12 protein-coding genes are annotated in these 17,200 nt (G+C 47.3%); 11 read left to right on the forward strand and 1 reads right to left on the reverse strand.

Going from position 1 to position 17,200, the window contains the following annotated elements:
- Positions 1 to 129 precede the first annotated feature (129 nt).
- From BLU98_RS16055 to BLU98_RS16065, 3 genes are read left to right on the forward strand one after another with little or no spacing between them, the layout of a single operon-like run.
- The gene (locus BLU98_RS16055; protein WP_257575060.1) at positions 130 to 1,653 is read left to right on the forward strand and encodes an arylsulfatase; all 1,524 of its coding nucleotides are present in this window, start codon (positions 130 to 132) and stop codon (positions 1,651 to 1,653) included.
- A gap of 2 nt (positions 1,654 to 1,655) precedes the next feature.
- Positions 1,656 to 2,174, forward strand: coding sequence for a hypothetical protein (locus tag BLU98_RS16060; protein ID WP_092726747.1), 519 nt, complete (start codon positions 1,656 to 1,658; stop codon positions 2,172 to 2,174).
- A complete protein-coding gene (locus tag BLU98_RS16065; RefSeq protein WP_092726750.1) occupies positions 2,171 to 3,529 on the forward strand; it encodes a Gfo/Idh/MocA family protein in 1,359 nt (452 codons plus the stop codon). The genes BLU98_RS16060 and BLU98_RS16065 overlap by 4 nt, the downstream gene beginning before the upstream one ends.
- 49 nt (positions 3,530 to 3,578) lie before the next feature.
- Here BLU98_RS16065 and BLU98_RS16070 read toward each other — a convergent pair whose 3' ends face one another.
- On the reverse strand, positions 3,579 to 4,310 hold the full coding sequence (locus BLU98_RS16070; protein WP_092726752.1) for a FadR/GntR family transcriptional regulator: 732 nt from the start codon (positions 4,308 to 4,310) through the stop codon (positions 3,579 to 3,581).
- A 97-nt stretch (positions 4,311 to 4,407) separates the two neighbouring features.
- Between BLU98_RS16070 and BLU98_RS16075 the strand changes: the two genes are divergently transcribed.
- From BLU98_RS16075 to BLU98_RS16110, 8 genes are all read left to right on the forward strand, one after another.
- Positions 4,408 to 5,976, forward strand: a complete 1,569-nt coding sequence (locus BLU98_RS16075; protein ID WP_257575061.1) for a sialidase family protein — start codon at positions 4,408 to 4,410, stop codon at positions 5,974 to 5,976.
- A gap of 114 nt (positions 5,977 to 6,090) precedes the next feature.
- Positions 6,091 to 9,432, forward strand: coding sequence for a SusC/RagA family TonB-linked outer membrane protein (locus BLU98_RS16080; protein ID WP_092726759.1), 3,342 nt, complete (start codon positions 6,091 to 6,093; stop codon positions 9,430 to 9,432).
- A 37-nt stretch (positions 9,433 to 9,469) separates the two neighbouring features.
- Positions 9,470 to 11,020 (forward strand): RagB/SusD family nutrient uptake outer membrane protein, encoded by a 1,551-nt coding sequence (locus tag BLU98_RS16085; RefSeq protein ID WP_092726761.1) that lies wholly within the window; start codon positions 9,470 to 9,472, stop codon positions 11,018 to 11,020.
- Between the two features lie 231 nt (positions 11,021 to 11,251).
- Entirely contained in the window at positions 11,252 to 12,172 is a 921-nt protein-coding gene (locus BLU98_RS16090) for a dihydrodipicolinate synthase family protein (protein ID WP_092726763.1), read from the forward strand.
- 18 nt (positions 12,173 to 12,190) lie between these two features.
- Positions 12,191 to 13,393 (forward strand): kelch repeat-containing protein, encoded by a 1,203-nt coding sequence (locus BLU98_RS16095; protein ID WP_257575062.1) that lies wholly within the window; start codon positions 12,191 to 12,193, stop codon positions 13,391 to 13,393.
- Positions 13,390 to 14,622, forward strand: a complete 1,233-nt coding sequence (locus tag BLU98_RS16100) for an MFS transporter (protein WP_092726764.1) — start codon at positions 13,390 to 13,392, stop codon at positions 14,620 to 14,622. The genes BLU98_RS16095 and BLU98_RS16100 overlap by 4 nt, the downstream gene beginning before the upstream one ends.
- Positions 14,619 to 15,992: a sialate O-acetylesterase gene (locus BLU98_RS16105; protein ID WP_092726767.1), complete on the forward strand. Its 1,374-nt coding sequence runs from the start codon at positions 14,619 to 14,621 to the stop codon at positions 15,990 to 15,992. The genes BLU98_RS16100 and BLU98_RS16105 overlap by 4 nt, the downstream gene beginning before the upstream one ends.
- Positions 15,989 to 17,158, forward strand: a complete 1,170-nt coding sequence (locus BLU98_RS16110; RefSeq protein ID WP_092726770.1) for an AGE family epimerase/isomerase — start codon at positions 15,989 to 15,991, stop codon at positions 17,156 to 17,158. Before BLU98_RS16105 ends, BLU98_RS16110 begins: the two co-directional genes overlap by 4 nt.
- Positions 17,159 to 17,200 lie beyond the last annotated feature (42 nt).

A 17,200-nucleotide genomic window follows, 5' to 3' on the forward strand; every position in this document is an offset into this window, starting at 1 on the left:
AGGTTGAAGTGCGTAAGATACAGCCAAAATCATTCGGGAGGCTTTAAAATTTAATCAACCGTTTGCATAAAAGGGATAGGTTCGAAAGGCTTATTTTCACCGTTGCCTGATCGTCTAAAACGAATGCGGATGCCCATGCGTATATACAAACCTTCATTCATGATGAAAGCCAGCCTGGTGCTGGTACTGTTCCAGTTATCGTGTATACATGCCTGGTCTCAACCCAAAAGAAAGACACCTAATGTGATCTATATCTATGCAGATGATATGGGTTATGGAGAATTGGGTTGTTATGGGCAACAAAAGATCCGCACACCTTATCTCGACCGGATGGCCAGGGAAGGCATGCGCTTCACCGATCATTATACCAGCACACCTGTTTGCGCACCTGCCCGTTGTATGCTCATGACAGGCAAGCATGGCGGCCACACTTACATACATGGCAATTATGAAATGGGAGGATTTGCCGATAGCCTGGAAGGCGGGCAAATGCCGCTTCCGGAAGGCAGTTTTACCATTGCAAAATTGATGCAGCAGGCCGGCTATGCAACGGGCGCCATTGGGAAATGGGGCATGGGTATGGTCAATACTACAGGTTTTCCATTGAAGCAGGGGTTTGATTATTTCTACGGTTTCCTGGATCAGAAACAGGCGCACAATTATTATCCTACCCATCTCTGGGAAAATGATCACTGGGATACTTTGCGCAACCCCAGTATCTATGTGCACAAAAGCGTTGATTCTGCTAAAGCTACCGATGCCGATTTCGATTATTTCAAAGGGAAAGACTATGCACCGGCGAAAATGACTGAAAAAGCGCTTGCATTTATAGAACGCAATGCCCGCAAACCATTCTTTCTTTACCTGCCCTATACTATTCCGCATGTGTCTTTACAGGCGCCCGACGAATGGGTGAAACGATATATCGGCCAGTTCAATGAACAGCCTTATTATGGCCAGGCAGGCTATGCCGCCTGCAAATACCCATTGTCTACCTATGCAGCCATGATCAGTTACCTGGATGCGCAGGTAGGTATCATCATGGAAAAAATAAAACAACTGGGTCTGGATGATAATACCCTGGTCTTTTTTTCGAGCGATAACGGTGCCGCTTTCAATGGAGGGGTTGACCGGTTTTTCTTCAACAGTACCGGTGGGTTGCGCGGACAAAAAATGGATCTGTTTGAAGGGGGCATACGTGAGCCGTTGATTGCCAGGTGGCCGGGTACGATTCCTGCGGGAACTACCAGCGGGCTGGTATCAGCACAGTTCGATATGGTGGCTACACTGGCCGAGCTAACAGGACAAAAAGTTGGGCATACCGATGGTATTTCTTTTTTACCTGAGTTAAAGGACCATACGAAGGCGCAAAAAAAGCATGAATATTTGTATTTTGAATACCCTGAGAATGGCGGTCAGCTTGCCATTCGCATAGGAAACTGGAAAGGTGTAAAGTTGGATGTAAGACATCACCCCGAAAAGCCCTGGTTATTGTTCAATCTCGAATCGGATCGCAATGAAACAACCGATCTTGCAGCACAGCATCCTGAACTGATCAGTCAATTCCAGGCGATCGTTAAAAAAGAACACCAGCAGGCACATATCAGGGAATGGGAATTTGTAGATCCTAAATTCAATACGAAAGATCAATAAGCATGAACCGCAGGGATATCTTTAAAAAATTATTTGCGCATGCTGCCAATGCCGGTGTTACTACGCCGGAAACAGGCAGACGGCCACCTGCTGTTGTTGCACCCAAATATTTTACGGCCAGTGTTGAATTGTGCTTCCTGGATATAGCGACTAACAATGAAACGCCTATCCATGCGGGCTTCCGGCTGTCTGAAAGGCTGGAGAATGGTGAAAGCGTTGCTGTATTGCAGGCCGGTATGACAAAGGATGGCTATTTGTTTATTGGCGATGCGGTTTCTTTCAAACCCATCGAACAAAATATTACTTTCTCACGCACTAAAATTGTGCTTACGATGATACCGCAAGCTTCAGGTAAACAGTTCCTGAAGCTGAAAGCTTTTGATGGCTATGGCAATACACTGGCAACATTGAGCGCTGAACACGTGATGACGGATGACCCGGATACAGCGCTGTATACTGATAACGTGACTTGCGTACAATTTATCAATCAGCAATTTTATACTCCAAATAGAAAACAATGAACAGAAAAGAATTCGTAAAAACAGCCGGACTGGCAACGGCAGCAACCGCTGTTTTATCTTCCGGTAAATTGTTTGCCCACCCGGTGGCAGATGATAAAGTAAGGATAGGGATCATTGGCGTTGGGCAGCGGGGCCTCTCGCACCTGAGCCTGCTGTTAAGAAGGGATGATACGGAGGTGATAGCTATTTGTGACCTGGACGAAAAAGTGTTGAATACAGCCAGGGGGATGGTGAGTAAAGCCGGAAAGAAAATGCCGGAAGTGTATACCGGAGATCCCTATGCCTGGAAAAAAATGCTGGACAGTAAAAAGCTGGATGGTATTGTGATCGCAACGCCCTGGGAATGGCACAAGCCTATGATTATCGGTGCACTGCAGGCGGGTATTAAATATGTAGGAACAGAAGTGATACTGGGTATCACGCTCGAGGACCACTGGGAAGTGGTGAGAGCCGCTGAACGCTACGACGCACATGTAATGATGATGGAGAATGTTTGTTACCGCCGCGACGTGATGGCGGTATTGAATATGGTAAGGCAGGGCTTGTTTGGCGAACTCATCCATTTGCAGGGTGGTTACCAGCACGATCTGCGTGGAGTGAAATTCAATGATGGAAATGGTCCGTATACGAAGGGCGCGGAATTCGGTGAAAAAGGTTATTCAGAAGCGCACTGGAGAACAGAGCATTCCGTTCGGCGCAATGGCGACCTCTATCCTACACATGGTATCGGACCGATTGCTCAATACATCAACATCAACAGGGGCAACCGTTTCTTATCGCTCTGCTCTTTCTCTTCCAAAGCAAGGGGCCTGCACAATTACATAGTAAAAGTGGGTGGCGAAAACCATCCCAATGCAAAAGTGAATTTCAAACTGGGTGATGTGGTAACTACTTCTATCAATTGTGCAAACGGCGAAACCATTTTATTGCAGCACGATACCGATTTGCCGAGACCATATTCTTTGGGTTTCCGTGTACAGGGTACCGAAGGTTTGTGGATGGATGTGAACAGGAGTATTTATATAGAAGGGAAGTCGGCCAAGAATGATATATGGGATGATGAAAAAACCTGGCTTGACAAATATGATCACCCGCTGTGGGCCCGCTGGAGCAAAGAAAGTGCCGGTGCCGGTCATGGTGGGATGGATTTCTTTGTAGAGCATGCATTCATTGAATCGATCAAACGTAAAACGGCTACACCATTGGATGTATATGATGCTGCTGCCTGGAGCGCCATCACACCATTGAGTGAAAGATCAATTGAATTGGGTAATGAAACGGTAGATTTCCCTGATTTCACAGGCGGACAATGGATGTACCGTAAACCTGTATTTGCGCTGAACGACGACTATTAACAGGATATGTTGTAACGATGTAAGCAAAGGAGCCCAACTGGCTCCTTTGCTATTTTAATTTCTTTGCCTTGATGGTACGGTCGAAATGTACTTTGAGGTGGCGCTTCATAGCATCCCTGTATTTCTCCGGGTCGCCGGTTTCCAGCACTTTCACCAGGGCGGCGTGGGTGACATAGTTTTTGGGTAATTCTTCCTTCTTCAGTTTGAAGCCTTTGTCGTGTACATATTTAAAGATGGGTAGCAACATCGACTGAAAACGTGTGAGTGTATTGTTTTGAGCGATTTCATATATCCTGCCATGGAACTTGGCTTCAAAATCCATTTCAAAATTATGCTGGTATTCTTTTTCCGTTTTTATAATGGCTTTCAGATCGGCAATATCCTTCGGTTGTATCCGGGCAAAAATGAGTTCTGCAATGCCCATCTCCAATACCAGCCGCATTTCAAACATATCCTGTAAAGTGCCTTCGCTGAGGATATTGGGCTGGATCAGTTTGTCGAGACCAATCAACAGGTCGGGCTCAGTGAGGATCATACCCTTGTTCTTTTTAGACTCGATGAGTCCGATGGTTTTAAGACGGGTAAGCGCTTCCCGGATAACAGTTCTGCTCACACCCATGGCTTCGCAGAGATCGTTCTCTTTGGGAATCGGATCGCCGCTTCTGAGGTTCTCCTTTTTAAACAACTCCAATAACTTGGTCTCAACCTGGTCGGTCAGCGAGTAACTCACGATGGGTTTGAGTTTGCTCTGCAAAGTCGGTTTAGCTGACGCTGTACTCATGTGGCTTTCTTTAAAGGGTAAAGATATTGAATGAATTCCAAGATAAACTAAAATTATGTATTATGTATTACATATTATATTTTTGAAAAAATTTTTTATGAAGATTGCCATCAGATTCGTGCCCATCCTGGTCATGCTCACCTGTGTATATGCTACCTGTAACAAAGTAAGTAAAATCAGCCAGACGCCTGCGGGCGTTGTTGTTCACCAGGACCGGGTGCCGGTGCTGGTGGGGAAGACCGATAACCAGTTGGTGCGTGTGCGTATAGCCGGGCGCGGAAAAACACTGATGAGACTGAGCATCAGGCTTACCGGAACCACCCGTATACAGGATATCAAAATATTGCGGTTGTATGATACCGGGAATGACAGTGCTTTCAATACCCGGGCGCTGGTGGCAACCGCTGTGCCGGAAAGCGAAAAAGTTGTATTGCACACGAACCTTCCTTTGAAAGACAGCGTACATCATCTTTGGTTATCCGCAGAATTGGATAATGGAGCCGGGCTGCTGAACCGCATCAATGCATTGCCGGAAAGTCTTGTGCTGGATGGCAGGCAGGAGCGGATCGGGGCGGACTTTACCAGCATACCGCAACGGATCGGGATCGCCTTACGAAAAGCGGGCGACGATAAAGTGAATACTTACCGTATTCCCGGACTGGTTACCACCCGGTTGGGAACATTGGTTGCCGTGTATGATATCCGCTACAATAATTCGGCAGACCTGCAGGGTAATATAGATGTAGGGATGAGTAGAAGTACAGACGGCGGACAAACCTGGGAGCCAATGCAAACCATCATGGACATGGGTACTTATGGCAACCGCCCGCAAGATGAAAATGGTATAGGTGACCCATCAGTTTTAGTAGACGGGCAAACAGGCACTCTTTGGGTTGCTGCCCTTTGGTTGCACGGCTATCCTAAACAGCGGGCATGGACTGCTTCACAGCCTGGCGTGGCGCCCGAGCAAACGGGGCAATTGATGCTGGTGAAAAGCATGGACGATGGCAAAACCTGGTCGGCCCCCATCAATATCACTGCGCAGGTGAAAGACCCTTCCTGGACATTGTGTTTTCAGGGACCCGGCAGGGGCATCAGCATGCACGACGGCACGCTGGTATTCCCGGCACAGTTCAAAGACTCCAGCAAGCTGCCCCATTCCACGATACTCTACAGCAAAGATCACGGTGTGAGCTGGCATTTTGGCTCTGCCGCTTATCCGAATACCACCGAGGCGCAGGTGGTGGAGACAACACCCGGAATACTGATGTTGAATATGCGCGATAACAGAGGTACTGCAAGAACGATCTTCACTACGCAGGACCTGGGTAAAACCTGGACGGAACATCCTTCTTCGCGGAAGGCCCTGAAAGATCCTGTCTGCAATGCTTCTATCATCAAGCATATTTATCATGGACAAACTGTTTTGTTCTTTGTAAATCCTGATGATACCAAACACCGGGATCGCATGACCATCAAAGCCAGCCTGGATATGGGTTTGACATGGCCGATAAACTTGCAATTGATAGTGGATGATCTCACAGGCAACGGTTATCCAACACTTACTTCCATTGATGAAGACCACCTGGGGCTCCTGTACGAAGGAAGCCAGGCCAACCTGGTTTTCCAGAAAATACCTGTAAAAGACGTGTTGGAAGCCCAGTAAGCATGCGGCTTTCTGCCGATTTCACCCACGGTTAAAAATAAATTTGGACCGAATAAGTATTTCTGTATGTTTGTGTATATGTAATACATAATACATAAAGCCAAAACAGTTGCCATGAATCGAAAAAAGACTATGCTATGGAAGGGGATGATCTGCTTACTCGCCCTTCTTTGCTCTACAGCGCTGCAAGCGCAGGACCGGAAAGTATCCGGTACCATTCTTTCACAGGAAGACAATAATCCGCTCGCCGGTGTAACCGTTACCGTAAAAGGAAAAAAACGTGTTAGCCAAACGCAACCCAATGGAACCTTTGTGATCCTGGCCCAAAAAGGAGACCAGCTCCTTTTCACCTACACCGGTTTCATTTCCCAGGAATGGCGGGTAGGTGATAATGATGAAGTCAGCATCAAGCTGAAACCAGATGTATCAAAACTGGGCGAAGTGGTGGTGGTGGGTTACGGTAAACAAAGCCGGCAGACCTTGTCGGGCGCCGTAACCAGCCTCGACCAGAATGCACTCAAATCTTCCCCCAGTACCAATGTGGCCACTGCTTTACAGGGTACAATGCCCGGATTGAAAATACAGCAGTCCACTGGCCAGCCCGGAACAACGCCTTCCATTTCATTCAGGGGTGGTACCGATTTCAACGGCGGCGGTAGTCCAATGGTGGTAATGGATGGTGTGATCGTGCCCAGTTTGTATGGTATCAATATGGACGATGTGGAAAGCATCGACCTGTTGAAGGACGCGGCTTCTACGGCTATTTACGGTGCCCGCGCTTCCAACGGCGTTATCCTGGTTACTACCAAAAAAGGTAAGAAGGGCAAAGCCCAGGTAAACTACAGCTTCCGTCAAACAACCAATTATATCCGCCGGAATCCATTGGAATATTTAACGGCAGCACAATATATTTCCAAGAACAGGGAAGGTATCGCCAGCCGTTACCAGGCTGATCTTGCCGATGGCAATAACAGCGCTGCGGCTACCGACAGGGGACAAAACCTGGGTTCATGGGGCTGGGCGGTGAACAATGCCTGGACCACACCCATCGGTTTGTATTCAACTCAACTGGTATCTGCTGCGAACAGAAAATACATCGGCAATCCGCAATGGGGTTTGCTGATCGATCCGAACCCTTTTATAGCCGGTCAGATGGATAGTATTCTGTATCACTCCCTCGATGTAAAGACGCGCGAAAATATGATCCTGCAGCAGCAGACCACCCAGGAACATTACCTGAATTTATCAGGGGCCAATGAGCAGGGAAGCTTTTCATTGGGATTAGGTATGGCAAAAGACAATGGCATCATCATCGGCTCATCGTTGAAAAGGCTGAGCATGAATTTTAACGGCGGTCTCAATGTGGGGAAAAACCTGAAAGTGTCCATGAGCACTTCTGCTTATACTGTGAGCCAGTTGGTACCTTATGTGGATCCTGCGGGTGGCGGCGCCGGCGGACTGATGCAACGGTTCATTGGTGTGGCACCTACAGTGCGATATACCAATGATACTTCCGGCGCTGTTTTGCCGGGCCCGAATGACAATACGCTGGGCAATCCCAATTACTGGAGCCAGTTGTACAATAACAACAGTTCACAGCAAAGGATCACAGGTAGCCTGAACATTGAATACAGTATCCTGCCTTCTTTGAAGTTCCTGGCTTCGGGATCGGGTTACCTGTTGTATAACAATGCCAATGCATTTACCAAGGCATATCAGCAGGGCAACGGCGGCGCTTTCAACACCACCAGGCCTGCATCGTTCAGCAATTACAATGATGTTCAGTATTCTTACAACGCTTTCCTGCAATACGATAAATCTTTCGGTAGCCACAAACTGTCGGTATTGGGAGGAGGTGAATTTTACGAGTTTACCGAAAAAAGCTTCTCTGCCAGTGCAAGTGGGGCGCCTACCGACTTGATCCCCTGGTTATATGCATCGCTTCCCGCCAGCGTGGTAAACGGTGTGATCCAGAATCCTGTCAGCGCTTCTTCTGATTTCAATGCATGGGACAGGCTTACATCGGCCATCGGCAGGGTCAATTACAGTTATCTCAATAAATACTTTCTTACTGCCAACTTCAGATACGATGGCAGTTCAAGGCTTGCTAATAATCGCTTCGGTTTATTCCCCGGTATATCGGCCGGATGGAATATGCACAAAGAAGATTTTTTTGAAAAAAGCTTCCTGAGTAAATACATCAATGTATTGAAACCGAGGGTGAGCTGGGGACAGAACGGCAGCATCAATCCGTTGGGTTACTACGCCACCGCACAGGTATATTCATCGGCGGGTATTTACAATGGACTGGGAGGAATTTATGCGCCCTCTTATATCAATACCGATCTGAAATGGGAGAAAGCGTCTACGTTCGATGTAGGTGTGGACATTGGTATCCTGAACAACCGCGTTACATTGATCGCCGATTATTTTGTGCGCGATGTATACGATAAGATCGCTTCTCTTCCCATCTCTGCACAAACAGGGTTTACTTCTTTTACTACCAACCTTGGCCAGTTAAGGAACAAAGGGATTGAACTGGAAGTAAAAGCGAAAATCATCAAGCCGGTGAAAGCAGATGGATTGAGTGTTGATGTCAGCGCCAACTTCTATACGTTCAAAAACTATGTAGTGAAACTGCCTTACAACGGGCTTCCCGGAAACAGGCAGAGCACCATACAGGTATGGGATCCGAATCATCCCGGCCAGTTAATGCAGGTAGCCGGGTTACAGGAAGGCAGCAGGGTAGGTACCGATGAAATCTGGGCGCCCAGCTATAGCGGCATTTACAGATCTGCCGCCGATCTCAGCAAGGATGCCAGTGTATACAACGCGTTTATGCCTTACATACATAAGAACCTGCACCAGTTGGGTGATGCGATGTGGAACCAGGTATACAAGAACGACACCATTGACAGCCGCCAGTTTACTTATGTAGGCAGGTCAGTGCCCAATATTCTAGGCGGATTTTCGACAATGGTAGGCTATAAAGGCTTTAGCCTGTATGCACAGTTCGATTATGCGCTGAACTTCATGATCCTTAATAATGAGAAATTAAGGGGATTGAGCCAGGTGCAGGGTTCACAGAACTCAACCGTAGATGCATTGAAGACATGGTCGCCCACCAATCCGAACGGCACATTGCCCAGGTTCTACTGGGCCAACCAGGGAAGGAACTATGCTACCGATGCATCCGGCAACAATCCTTTTAAAGAGTTTTGGGAGAAAGGAGATTACCTGGCCCTGCGGGAGCTTACACTGAGCTACGACATGACTCCTGCATTATTGAGAAAAGCCTTGAATAATAAAGTGCATAACCTCCGCCTGTTTGCAACAGGAAGCAACCTGTTTTACCTGACACAATACAGTGGCAACTTCCCTGAAGTGGGTGGTGTGGACAATGGCAAATTTCCACTTCCCAGGAGGCTGACACTGGGCGTGAACATTACACTTTAATTATGATTCAACAGAGAACCATTCAATACAATGTATTATGAAACAGCATAGATTTTCAATACTTATCATATTGGGCCTGGGACTGCTGACAGGCGCCACATCCTGTAAAAAAGATTTACAGGATGTGATCCCGCAGGATCAGATCAGTACCGCCCTTACTTTATCGGACCCCAACGCTGCACAAACGCTTTATTCAGGTGTGTATGCATCGCTAAGAGGTTATAACAGTACTTTATTTGCATTGGGTGAAATGCGAAGCGAAATATGGACAGACGGGTTGTTTACCGAGTCTGTCGATGGAGGCCTTTCACAATATTATACCCATAACATCAGCGCACTGAATGTGCCGGCAAATAACTGGGGTGGCTTTTACAATCTGCTTTACCAGGTTAATAACGTTATCAACTTGTATCCGCAGGTATCGGTTTTATCATCTGCAGTAAAGAACCAGGCATTGGCCGAAATGTACGGCCTCAGGGCATACATTTATTATACCATGCTGCGTACATGGGGAGATGTGCCCCTCAATACAACACCCATTTCCACGATCAATAATGCGGCACAGACCTATAAGGCACGCACTAAAGTCGATTCTATCATGTTACAGATCAAAAACGACATCAACCAGTCGCTCACCCTGTTCAACGGCAACAACGCGCTGCCGGCCGGTAAAAGGGTTTACTGGAACCGGCTTGCTACCTTGTCGTTGAAAGGAGATGTGTATTTGTGGTCGGGCACTTTGATGGGTGGCGGAACCAATGACCTGAATACGGCACTGGCGGCCTTACAGGAATTAGAAGGCATGCAGAGCGCAACATTGAACCTGGACGCGAATTATGCAGATATATTCGACCCTACAAAAAAAGCGAATAACCCGGAAATCATTTTTGCGCTGAATTATGAACTTAACCAGGCGCAGATGGGAACCTTTGGTTCCTTCCAGGTCAACAGCATACAGGCGACCACGCTTTCATTTCAGCAGGTACCCAACGCGCCTACGGTTTCCAGCATCTATCCTTATGTGAATGGAGCCAACCGTTGTGGTATGAATCAGAATATGATCAACAAGTTGACAGGCGGACCGGCCGACCAGCGGATCAACGGCAGCTTTAAAGTGATGTACAGCACCAGTGCACCTTATGCCACCAGGGGTGTATTGCTTACCAAATGGATCGGATCTACATCGGGTACCACCCAGGTTTATAATAACGATTACCCCATTTACCGTTATGCAGAAATATTGTTGATGGCTGCGGAAGCAAAAGCGAAGCTGGGGCAGGACCCCTCGGCCGAAATCAACCAGATACGGCAAAGGGCTTATGGAGCCACTTATATTCCTTATGTAAATAGCACGATCGACGATAATATACAGGCCGTTCTGGAAGAGCAGTTAAGAGAATTCATTGGCGAAGGCAAACGTTGGTTTGGCTTGAGAAGGGCTGGAGATAAATGGGTATTCAAATATGTTGATCCCAAATACCTGTCGCCTGCAACGGTTAACTCAGGTAAAGGACCTACTTTTTTGCTGCCCATTTCTATGAGCATGCTGAACAATGATCCTCTGCTGACACAAACCACCGGATACTGATAGCCCGGTATTCTTGAGTATCAGCGCCATTCGTTCCCTGCCTGTGTTCTGGCAGGAACGATTTGCGAATGGTTATTTAGATAGAGCGGTTGACCGGAGCTCGTCTCCGGTCATTTTTACTGCAACCGGATTAAATGGCATCAATGCTTACATTTATTAGAACAAAATATGATCCAAACAACTGTGAACGAACAAATGGAAAGCATCTCAGAATAGTAATAAAAGAAACCAATGACCATTAAACATTTAAGCGGGCTGATAGCAGCTCCTTTTACACCCATGTATGCAGACGGATCGGTGAATCTGTCGCTGATCCCCACTTATTATGCATTCTTAAAACGCAACGGCGTAAAGGGGGCTTTCATAGTAGGGTCTACCGGAGAAGGCGTATCCTTAAGCCTGGAAGAAAAGAAAGCAGTGATAGAAGCATGGGGCGCCTGCACCAAAGGAGATATGGATTTCAAAGTGATGCCACTGTTGGGAGGCACCAGTTTGACCGATTGCATGGAGCTTGCAAGGTATGCACGCAGCACAAACATGTACGCAGTTGCTTTCACGGCGCCATTTTATTTCAAACCGGCTGATGCCGCAACACTGGTACAGTGTTGCATAACCGTTGCGCAAACCGTACCGGATATGCCGTTTTATTATTACCATATACCCGTGCTCACCGGGGTCGACATTCCCATGTACAACCTGTTGCAGGAACTACACGGCAAACTGCCCAATTTCGCCGGCATCAAATACACGCACGAAGATTTTATGGACTTCCAGTCCTGCCTGAATTTCGACAACCGCCGGTACGACATGTTGTGGGGTCGTGATGAAAATATGTTGTCGGCATTGGCCATAGGTGCAACAGGCGCAGTAGGCAGTACCTACAATTATGCAGCCCCTCTTTATTCCGATCTCATCAATGCATTCAATAGTAACCAACTTGAAGAAGCACGTATGCTGCAACAACAGTCGATAGACATGATACATCTGCTGGGTAAATACGGAGGTATTGCAACCGGTAAGGCATTCATGAAACTGGTTGGTGTTGATTGTGGTGAATTCAGGCTGCCTGTGAGGAACATGAGCGCCGAACAGTTTGCCAGGTTCAGCGCCGATGTGGCGGCGCTGGGCTTCAGCCAGTTCAGTGCAAGATGATTAAATTAGCTGTAAAAAATGTTGCCTACAAAGCAATTCATATACGTTTCCTTTCTTTTCATTTCCATCATGATACATGCCGGGTTGTTTGCACAGGGGAGAAAATCTGAATACATTCAATGGTCATCAGATCTTATATTACCAGCGCCTGAAGGTGCACCAAAACAAATAGGCGTTGCCGGTGTATTCGCCGGCGTGCACAATGGGGTGCTCCTGGTTGCCGGCGGAGCTAATTTTCCGGATGCCATGCCCTGGCAAGGAGGAAAAAAAAGATACCACAACGAAATCTATGTGTTGAAGCTGGATGAGAAAAAAGGTTTCAGTTGGATCCATGCGCGCGATGCTCGTTTAAAACAGGCTATGGCCTATGGGGCAAGTGTTACCATTCCCGCTGGTGTTGTATGCATTGGTGGTGAAACAGGTGCAGCCACTTACAGTAACCAGGTATTCCTGATGCAGTGGAACGATGCTGAACAAAGCGTGATCTTCCGGGAACTTCCTTCATTACCCATACCTATTGCAAACGCGGCTGTTACCCATATCGGAGATAGTATTTATGTAGCAGGCGGCGAAACAACAGGCAAGGTATCGGAGGCCTTCTTTCGGCTCAATCTTTCGGCTGCTAACCCGCAGTGGGAAACATTACCTTCAATACCGGTTGCCATGTCGCATTCAGTAGCAGTAGCACAGTCTGATGGCACACATGATTGCGTGTACGTCATAGGCGGAAGAACCGCATCAGCCTCGGGCATCAGCAAACTGCACCATACCAATTTTTGCTTCGATCCTGCGATTAGTCAATGGAAAGAAAAGCATCCGATCAACGACGGTAATAAAAATACCAACCTGTCTGCCGGTACAGGTGTTGCACTGGGTGCCGACTATATTTTGCTGCCGGGCGGTGATAACGGCCTTACCTTTCATAAAATAGAAACGTATAACGCACATATTGCATTGGTACAATCTGAATCTGAAAAACAGGCGCTGCAGAAAGAAAAGCTGTCATTGATCCACCATCACTCCGGTTTTTCCAGGAACCTTTATCTCTACCACACCACAAACGATCGATGGGAAAAAATAGGTGAGTTACCCGATAACGCACAGGTAACCACGACACTGGTGAAATGGAAAGCGTATATTTTTATTCCGAGCGGAGAAATAAAACCAGGTGTGCGTACTCCTAAAATCATGGTAGGCAGGATACTGCCGGATAAACAATGAAACCATCCAAGACATATTCATGGGTTGTAGTAGGCCTGCTTTGGGGTGTGGCGCTGCTCAATTATATGGACCGGCAAATGTTGTCGACCATGAAGCCCGCGATGCAGCATGATATTACCGAGTTGCAGTCGGCCACGAATTTCGGTTACCTCATGGCCATATTTTTATGGATATATGGATGCATGAGTCCGGTCTCTGGCATCATAGCCGATAAGTTCAATCGTAAATGGTTGATCGTTGGTAGTCTCTTCGTGTGGTCGGGCGTTACTTTCACCATGGGATATGCCCGCACGTTCAACGAGTTATACTGGCTGCGCGCCATCATGGGAGTAAGCGAAGCTTTGTATATACCCGCCGGACTATCATTGATTGCAGATTATCATCAGCATAAAACCCGGTCACTTGCAGTAGGCATTCATATGACAGGTTTTTATCTGGGCCAGGCCATTGGCGGCTTTGGCGCTACAGTAGCAGCCAGTTATTCCTGGCAGGCTACTTTTCATTCATTTGGTATGATCGGGATTGTTTACGCTTGTGCATTGATGATTGGCCTCAAAGAGTACAGGAAAAAAGAAATGGTTCCCGCTACGCAGCCGGCAACACCTGGTGTTTCATTTTTGAAAGGATTGGTACCCCTGTTTTCCAATATGGCTTTCTGGGTTATACTGTTCTATTTTGCCGTGCCAAGTTTACCCGGATGGGCTACCAAGAACTGGTTACCTACCCTGTTTGCAGGAAACCTGAACATCCCCATGTCAGAAGCAGGTCCTTTATCAACCATCACCATCGCCTCATCTTCTTTCCTGGGTGTGATCACCGGAGGAATATTGTCGGATAAATGGATACAGAAAAATATCCGCGGAAGGGTGTACACCAGTGCCATTGGCATTGCGTTGACCATTCCCGCGCTTTTATTATTGGGATCGGGTCACACACTGATTCATATTGTGGGTGCGGCTCTTTGTTTTGGTTTTGGTTACGGCATGTTCGATGCGAACAATATGCCCATTCTCTGCCAGTTTGTACCGGCGAGAAGCAGGGCTACCGCTTATGGAATGATGAATATGGTAGGCGTTTTTTCCGGCGCCTTCATCACCAACCTGCTGGGCAAATCAACCGACGGGGGGCATCTGGGCAGGGACTTTGCCATGCTGGCCGTAATTGTGCTGGTGGCGCTGGTGGTACAACTTTATTTCCTGCGCCCTAAAGAAAATGACCTGGCAGAATGAAACCCATCCCTGTATACGGAACTGCCGATGCAGGTGAAAGAATAGAAGTGCAATTGACAGGCAACAATGCATCTGCCGTAACTGATGCAAACGGAAAATGGAAAATAATGCTGCCTCCTATGGAGCATGGCGGTCCGTATGAACTTTCCATCACCGGCAGGCATCAAAAAATCATTGTAGAAAATATTCTTATCGGAGATGTATGGTTTTGTTCCGGCCAGTCGAACATGGATTTTAAATTGAAAAATGCAGAAGGAGGCAAGGAGGAATTGAAAGGCGTGAATGCGGTTCACAGGAATATCCGCTTATTCAGGCTGGAGGCAATTGCCCAAACAGATAACAGTGCCTGGGATTCTCTTACATTGGTAAAAACGAACCGGGGTGAATTTTTCTCGGGCAATTGGAAAGATTGTGATTCCAGTGCAGCGGCCGATTTCTCGGCCATTGGCTATTATTTCGGGAGGAGACTGGCGAAAGAAGAAAATATACCCATTGGATTGATACAGGCTTCGGTGGGAGGATCTCCCATTGAATCATGGATAGACAGGCATACCATGGAACAGGATCCGCTGTTGGTAGATGAGCTGAACAACTGGCGAAAATCTGATTTTTACCAGGACTTCTGTCGTGAAAGATCGTCGGTTAATTTGCGGAATGCAACGAACGACAAACAACGGCATCCTTATGAGCCTTGCTATAATTATGAAACGGCCATAGAGCCGCTCACTTCGTTTCCAATAAAAGGAGTGATCTGGTACCAGGGCGAAAGCAATGCGCACAATGTGGAACTATACCATCACCTTTTCCCTGCCCTAGTGAACAGTTGGCGGAAAAAATGGGGCGCGGCATTTCCTTTTTATTATGTACAACTGACCAGCATCGACAGGCCTTCCTGGCCATCTTTCCGCGACCTGCAAAGACAAATGGTTAAGGAAATACCCGGTACGGGAATGGCGGTGACGCTTGATCTGGGAGATTCTCTGAATGTAAATCCAACCAGGAAAAAAGAAGTGGCCGACCGCCTGGCAGCGCTGGCGCTGCACTATACCTACCAAAGACCGGTTGCGGCAAACGGACCGGAACTTATCGGCACCGATATCCGGGGGCAGAAAATGATTTTGCAGTTCTCTCATGCAAGAAGATTGTCAACCGGCAATGGTAAAACGCCTACCGGGTTTGAACTCGTGAACGACAAAGGTGTTCGTTTTGCAGCAGCCGCTTCTATTCATGCAAATGAAGCGTGGATCGAAATACCGCCTGGCGAACGTTTTCAAAAAATACTATATGCCTGGCAGCCCTTTACACGGGCCAATCTCGTTAATGAACACGGGCTGCCTGCATCTACTTTTTCAAAAAAATTACATCCATGAGTTATACCCAAGATGATTTGCAGCGACTGAAGACGTTTTACCATAATCAACTGGTGAATGATACGATACCCTTCTGGTTCCCGCGTTCTTATGACCATGAATACGGTGGTTATACGTTCATGCGTGATGCAGACGGAGCACTGATCGATGACGATAAAGCAGTATGGATACAGGGCCGTGCTACCTGGACATTATCCACCTTATACAATACCATTGAACCCCGGCAGGAATGGCTGGATGGTGCTAAACTAGGGTATGAATTTTTACAACGACATTGCTTTGATACAGACCGAAGAATGTTTTTTCATGTAACAAGAGAAGGCAAGCCCATCCGCAAAAGACGGTATTTTTTTTCAGAAACGTTTGCAGCTATTGGGTTTGCAGCTTACGCCAAAGCTACCGGAAGTGAAATAATTGCTGCAGAGGCCAGACAGCTTTTTGGAAAATGCATTGAATATGCGTCAACCCCGGGACTGCTGCCACCCAAATTCACACATACCAGACCTGCCAAAGGTATCGGCGTACCTATGATCATGATCAATACGGCGCAGGAGATCAGGAATACCATCGGTGATCCGCGCTGTGATGAATGGATTGAAAAATGGATGGAAGAAATTGAGACGGATTTTGTTAAACACGACATCAAATGTGTGATGGAACAGGTGGCGCCGGATGGAAGTATCATCGATCATATCGATGGACGGACCCTCAACCCCGGTCATGCCATCGAGGGCGCCTGGTTCATTCTTCGTGAAGCTATGCATCGCAATAACGACCAACAACTCATCACCCTCGGCTGCACCATGCTGGATTATATGTGGGAGCGGGGATGGGATAAAGAATACGGCGGCATCCTTTATTTCAGGGATGTATATGGGAAGCCCGTGCAGGAATACTGGCAGGACATGAAATTCTGGTGGCCGCACAATGAAGTCATCATCGCTACGCTCATGGCTCACCTGTTAACGGGCAACGAAAAATATGCCCGTTGGCACAAGATGGTGCATGACTACGCTTATGATAAATTCCACGACAAAGTGAACGGAGAATGGTATGGATACCTGCATCGCGACGGAAGTATTGCCCAAACGGCCAAAGGCAATCTTTTCAAAGGGCCTTTCCACCTGCCCCGGCAAGAATGGTTCTGTTATCAGTTGCTCCGCTAGTCATTTCTATAATATTCCCTATTTTTAGTCTCCGTTGAACCT

Origin of the sequence: Hydrobacter penzbergensis, assembly GCF_900106985.1 — a bacterium.
In the GTDB taxonomy this organism is placed as follows: domain Bacteria; phylum Bacteroidota; class Bacteroidia; order Chitinophagales; family Chitinophagaceae; genus Sediminibacterium; species Sediminibacterium magnilacihabitans.

What these genes read in the sequence shown, in the direction of transcription:
- BLU98_RS16060 (WP_092726747.1), top strand. Translation starts at nt 1,656, where the DNA reads ATGAACCGCAGGGATATCTTTAAAAAATTATTTGCGCATGCTGCCAAT.
- BLU98_RS16075 (WP_257575061.1), top strand. Translation starts at nt 4,408, where the DNA reads ATGAAGATTGCCATCAGATTCGTGCCCATCCTGGTCATGCTCACCTGT.
- BLU98_RS16095 (WP_257575062.1), top strand. Translation starts at nt 12,191, where the DNA reads ATGTTGCCTACAAAGCAATTCATATACGTTTCCTTTCTTTTCATTTCC.
- BLU98_RS16090 (WP_092726763.1), top strand. Translation starts at nt 11,252, where the DNA reads ATGACCATTAAACATTTAAGCGGGCTGATAGCAGCTCCTTTTACACCC.
- BLU98_RS16070 (WP_092726752.1), bottom strand. Translation starts at nt 4,310, where the DNA reads ATGAGTACAGCGTCAGCTAAACCGACTTTGCAGAGCAAACTCAAACCC.
- BLU98_RS16105 (WP_092726767.1), top strand. Translation starts at nt 14,619, where the DNA reads ATGAAACCCATCCCTGTATACGGAACTGCCGATGCAGGTGAAAGAATA.
- BLU98_RS16065 (WP_092726750.1), top strand. Translation starts at nt 2,171, where the DNA reads ATGAACAGAAAAGAATTCGTAAAAACAGCCGGACTGGCAACGGCAGCA.
- BLU98_RS16085 (WP_092726761.1), top strand. Translation starts at nt 9,470, where the DNA reads ATGAAACAGCATAGATTTTCAATACTTATCATATTGGGCCTGGGACTG.
- BLU98_RS16055 (WP_257575060.1), top strand. Translation starts at nt 130, where the DNA reads ATGCCCATGCGTATATACAAACCTTCATTCATGATGAAAGCCAGCCTG.
- BLU98_RS16100 (WP_092726764.1), top strand. Translation starts at nt 13,390, where the DNA reads ATGAAACCATCCAAGACATATTCATGGGTTGTAGTAGGCCTGCTTTGG.
- BLU98_RS16080 (WP_092726759.1), top strand. Translation starts at nt 6,091, where the DNA reads ATGAATCGAAAAAAGACTATGCTATGGAAGGGGATGATCTGCTTACTC.
- BLU98_RS16110 (WP_092726770.1), top strand. Translation starts at nt 15,989, where the DNA reads ATGAGTTATACCCAAGATGATTTGCAGCGACTGAAGACGTTTTACCAT.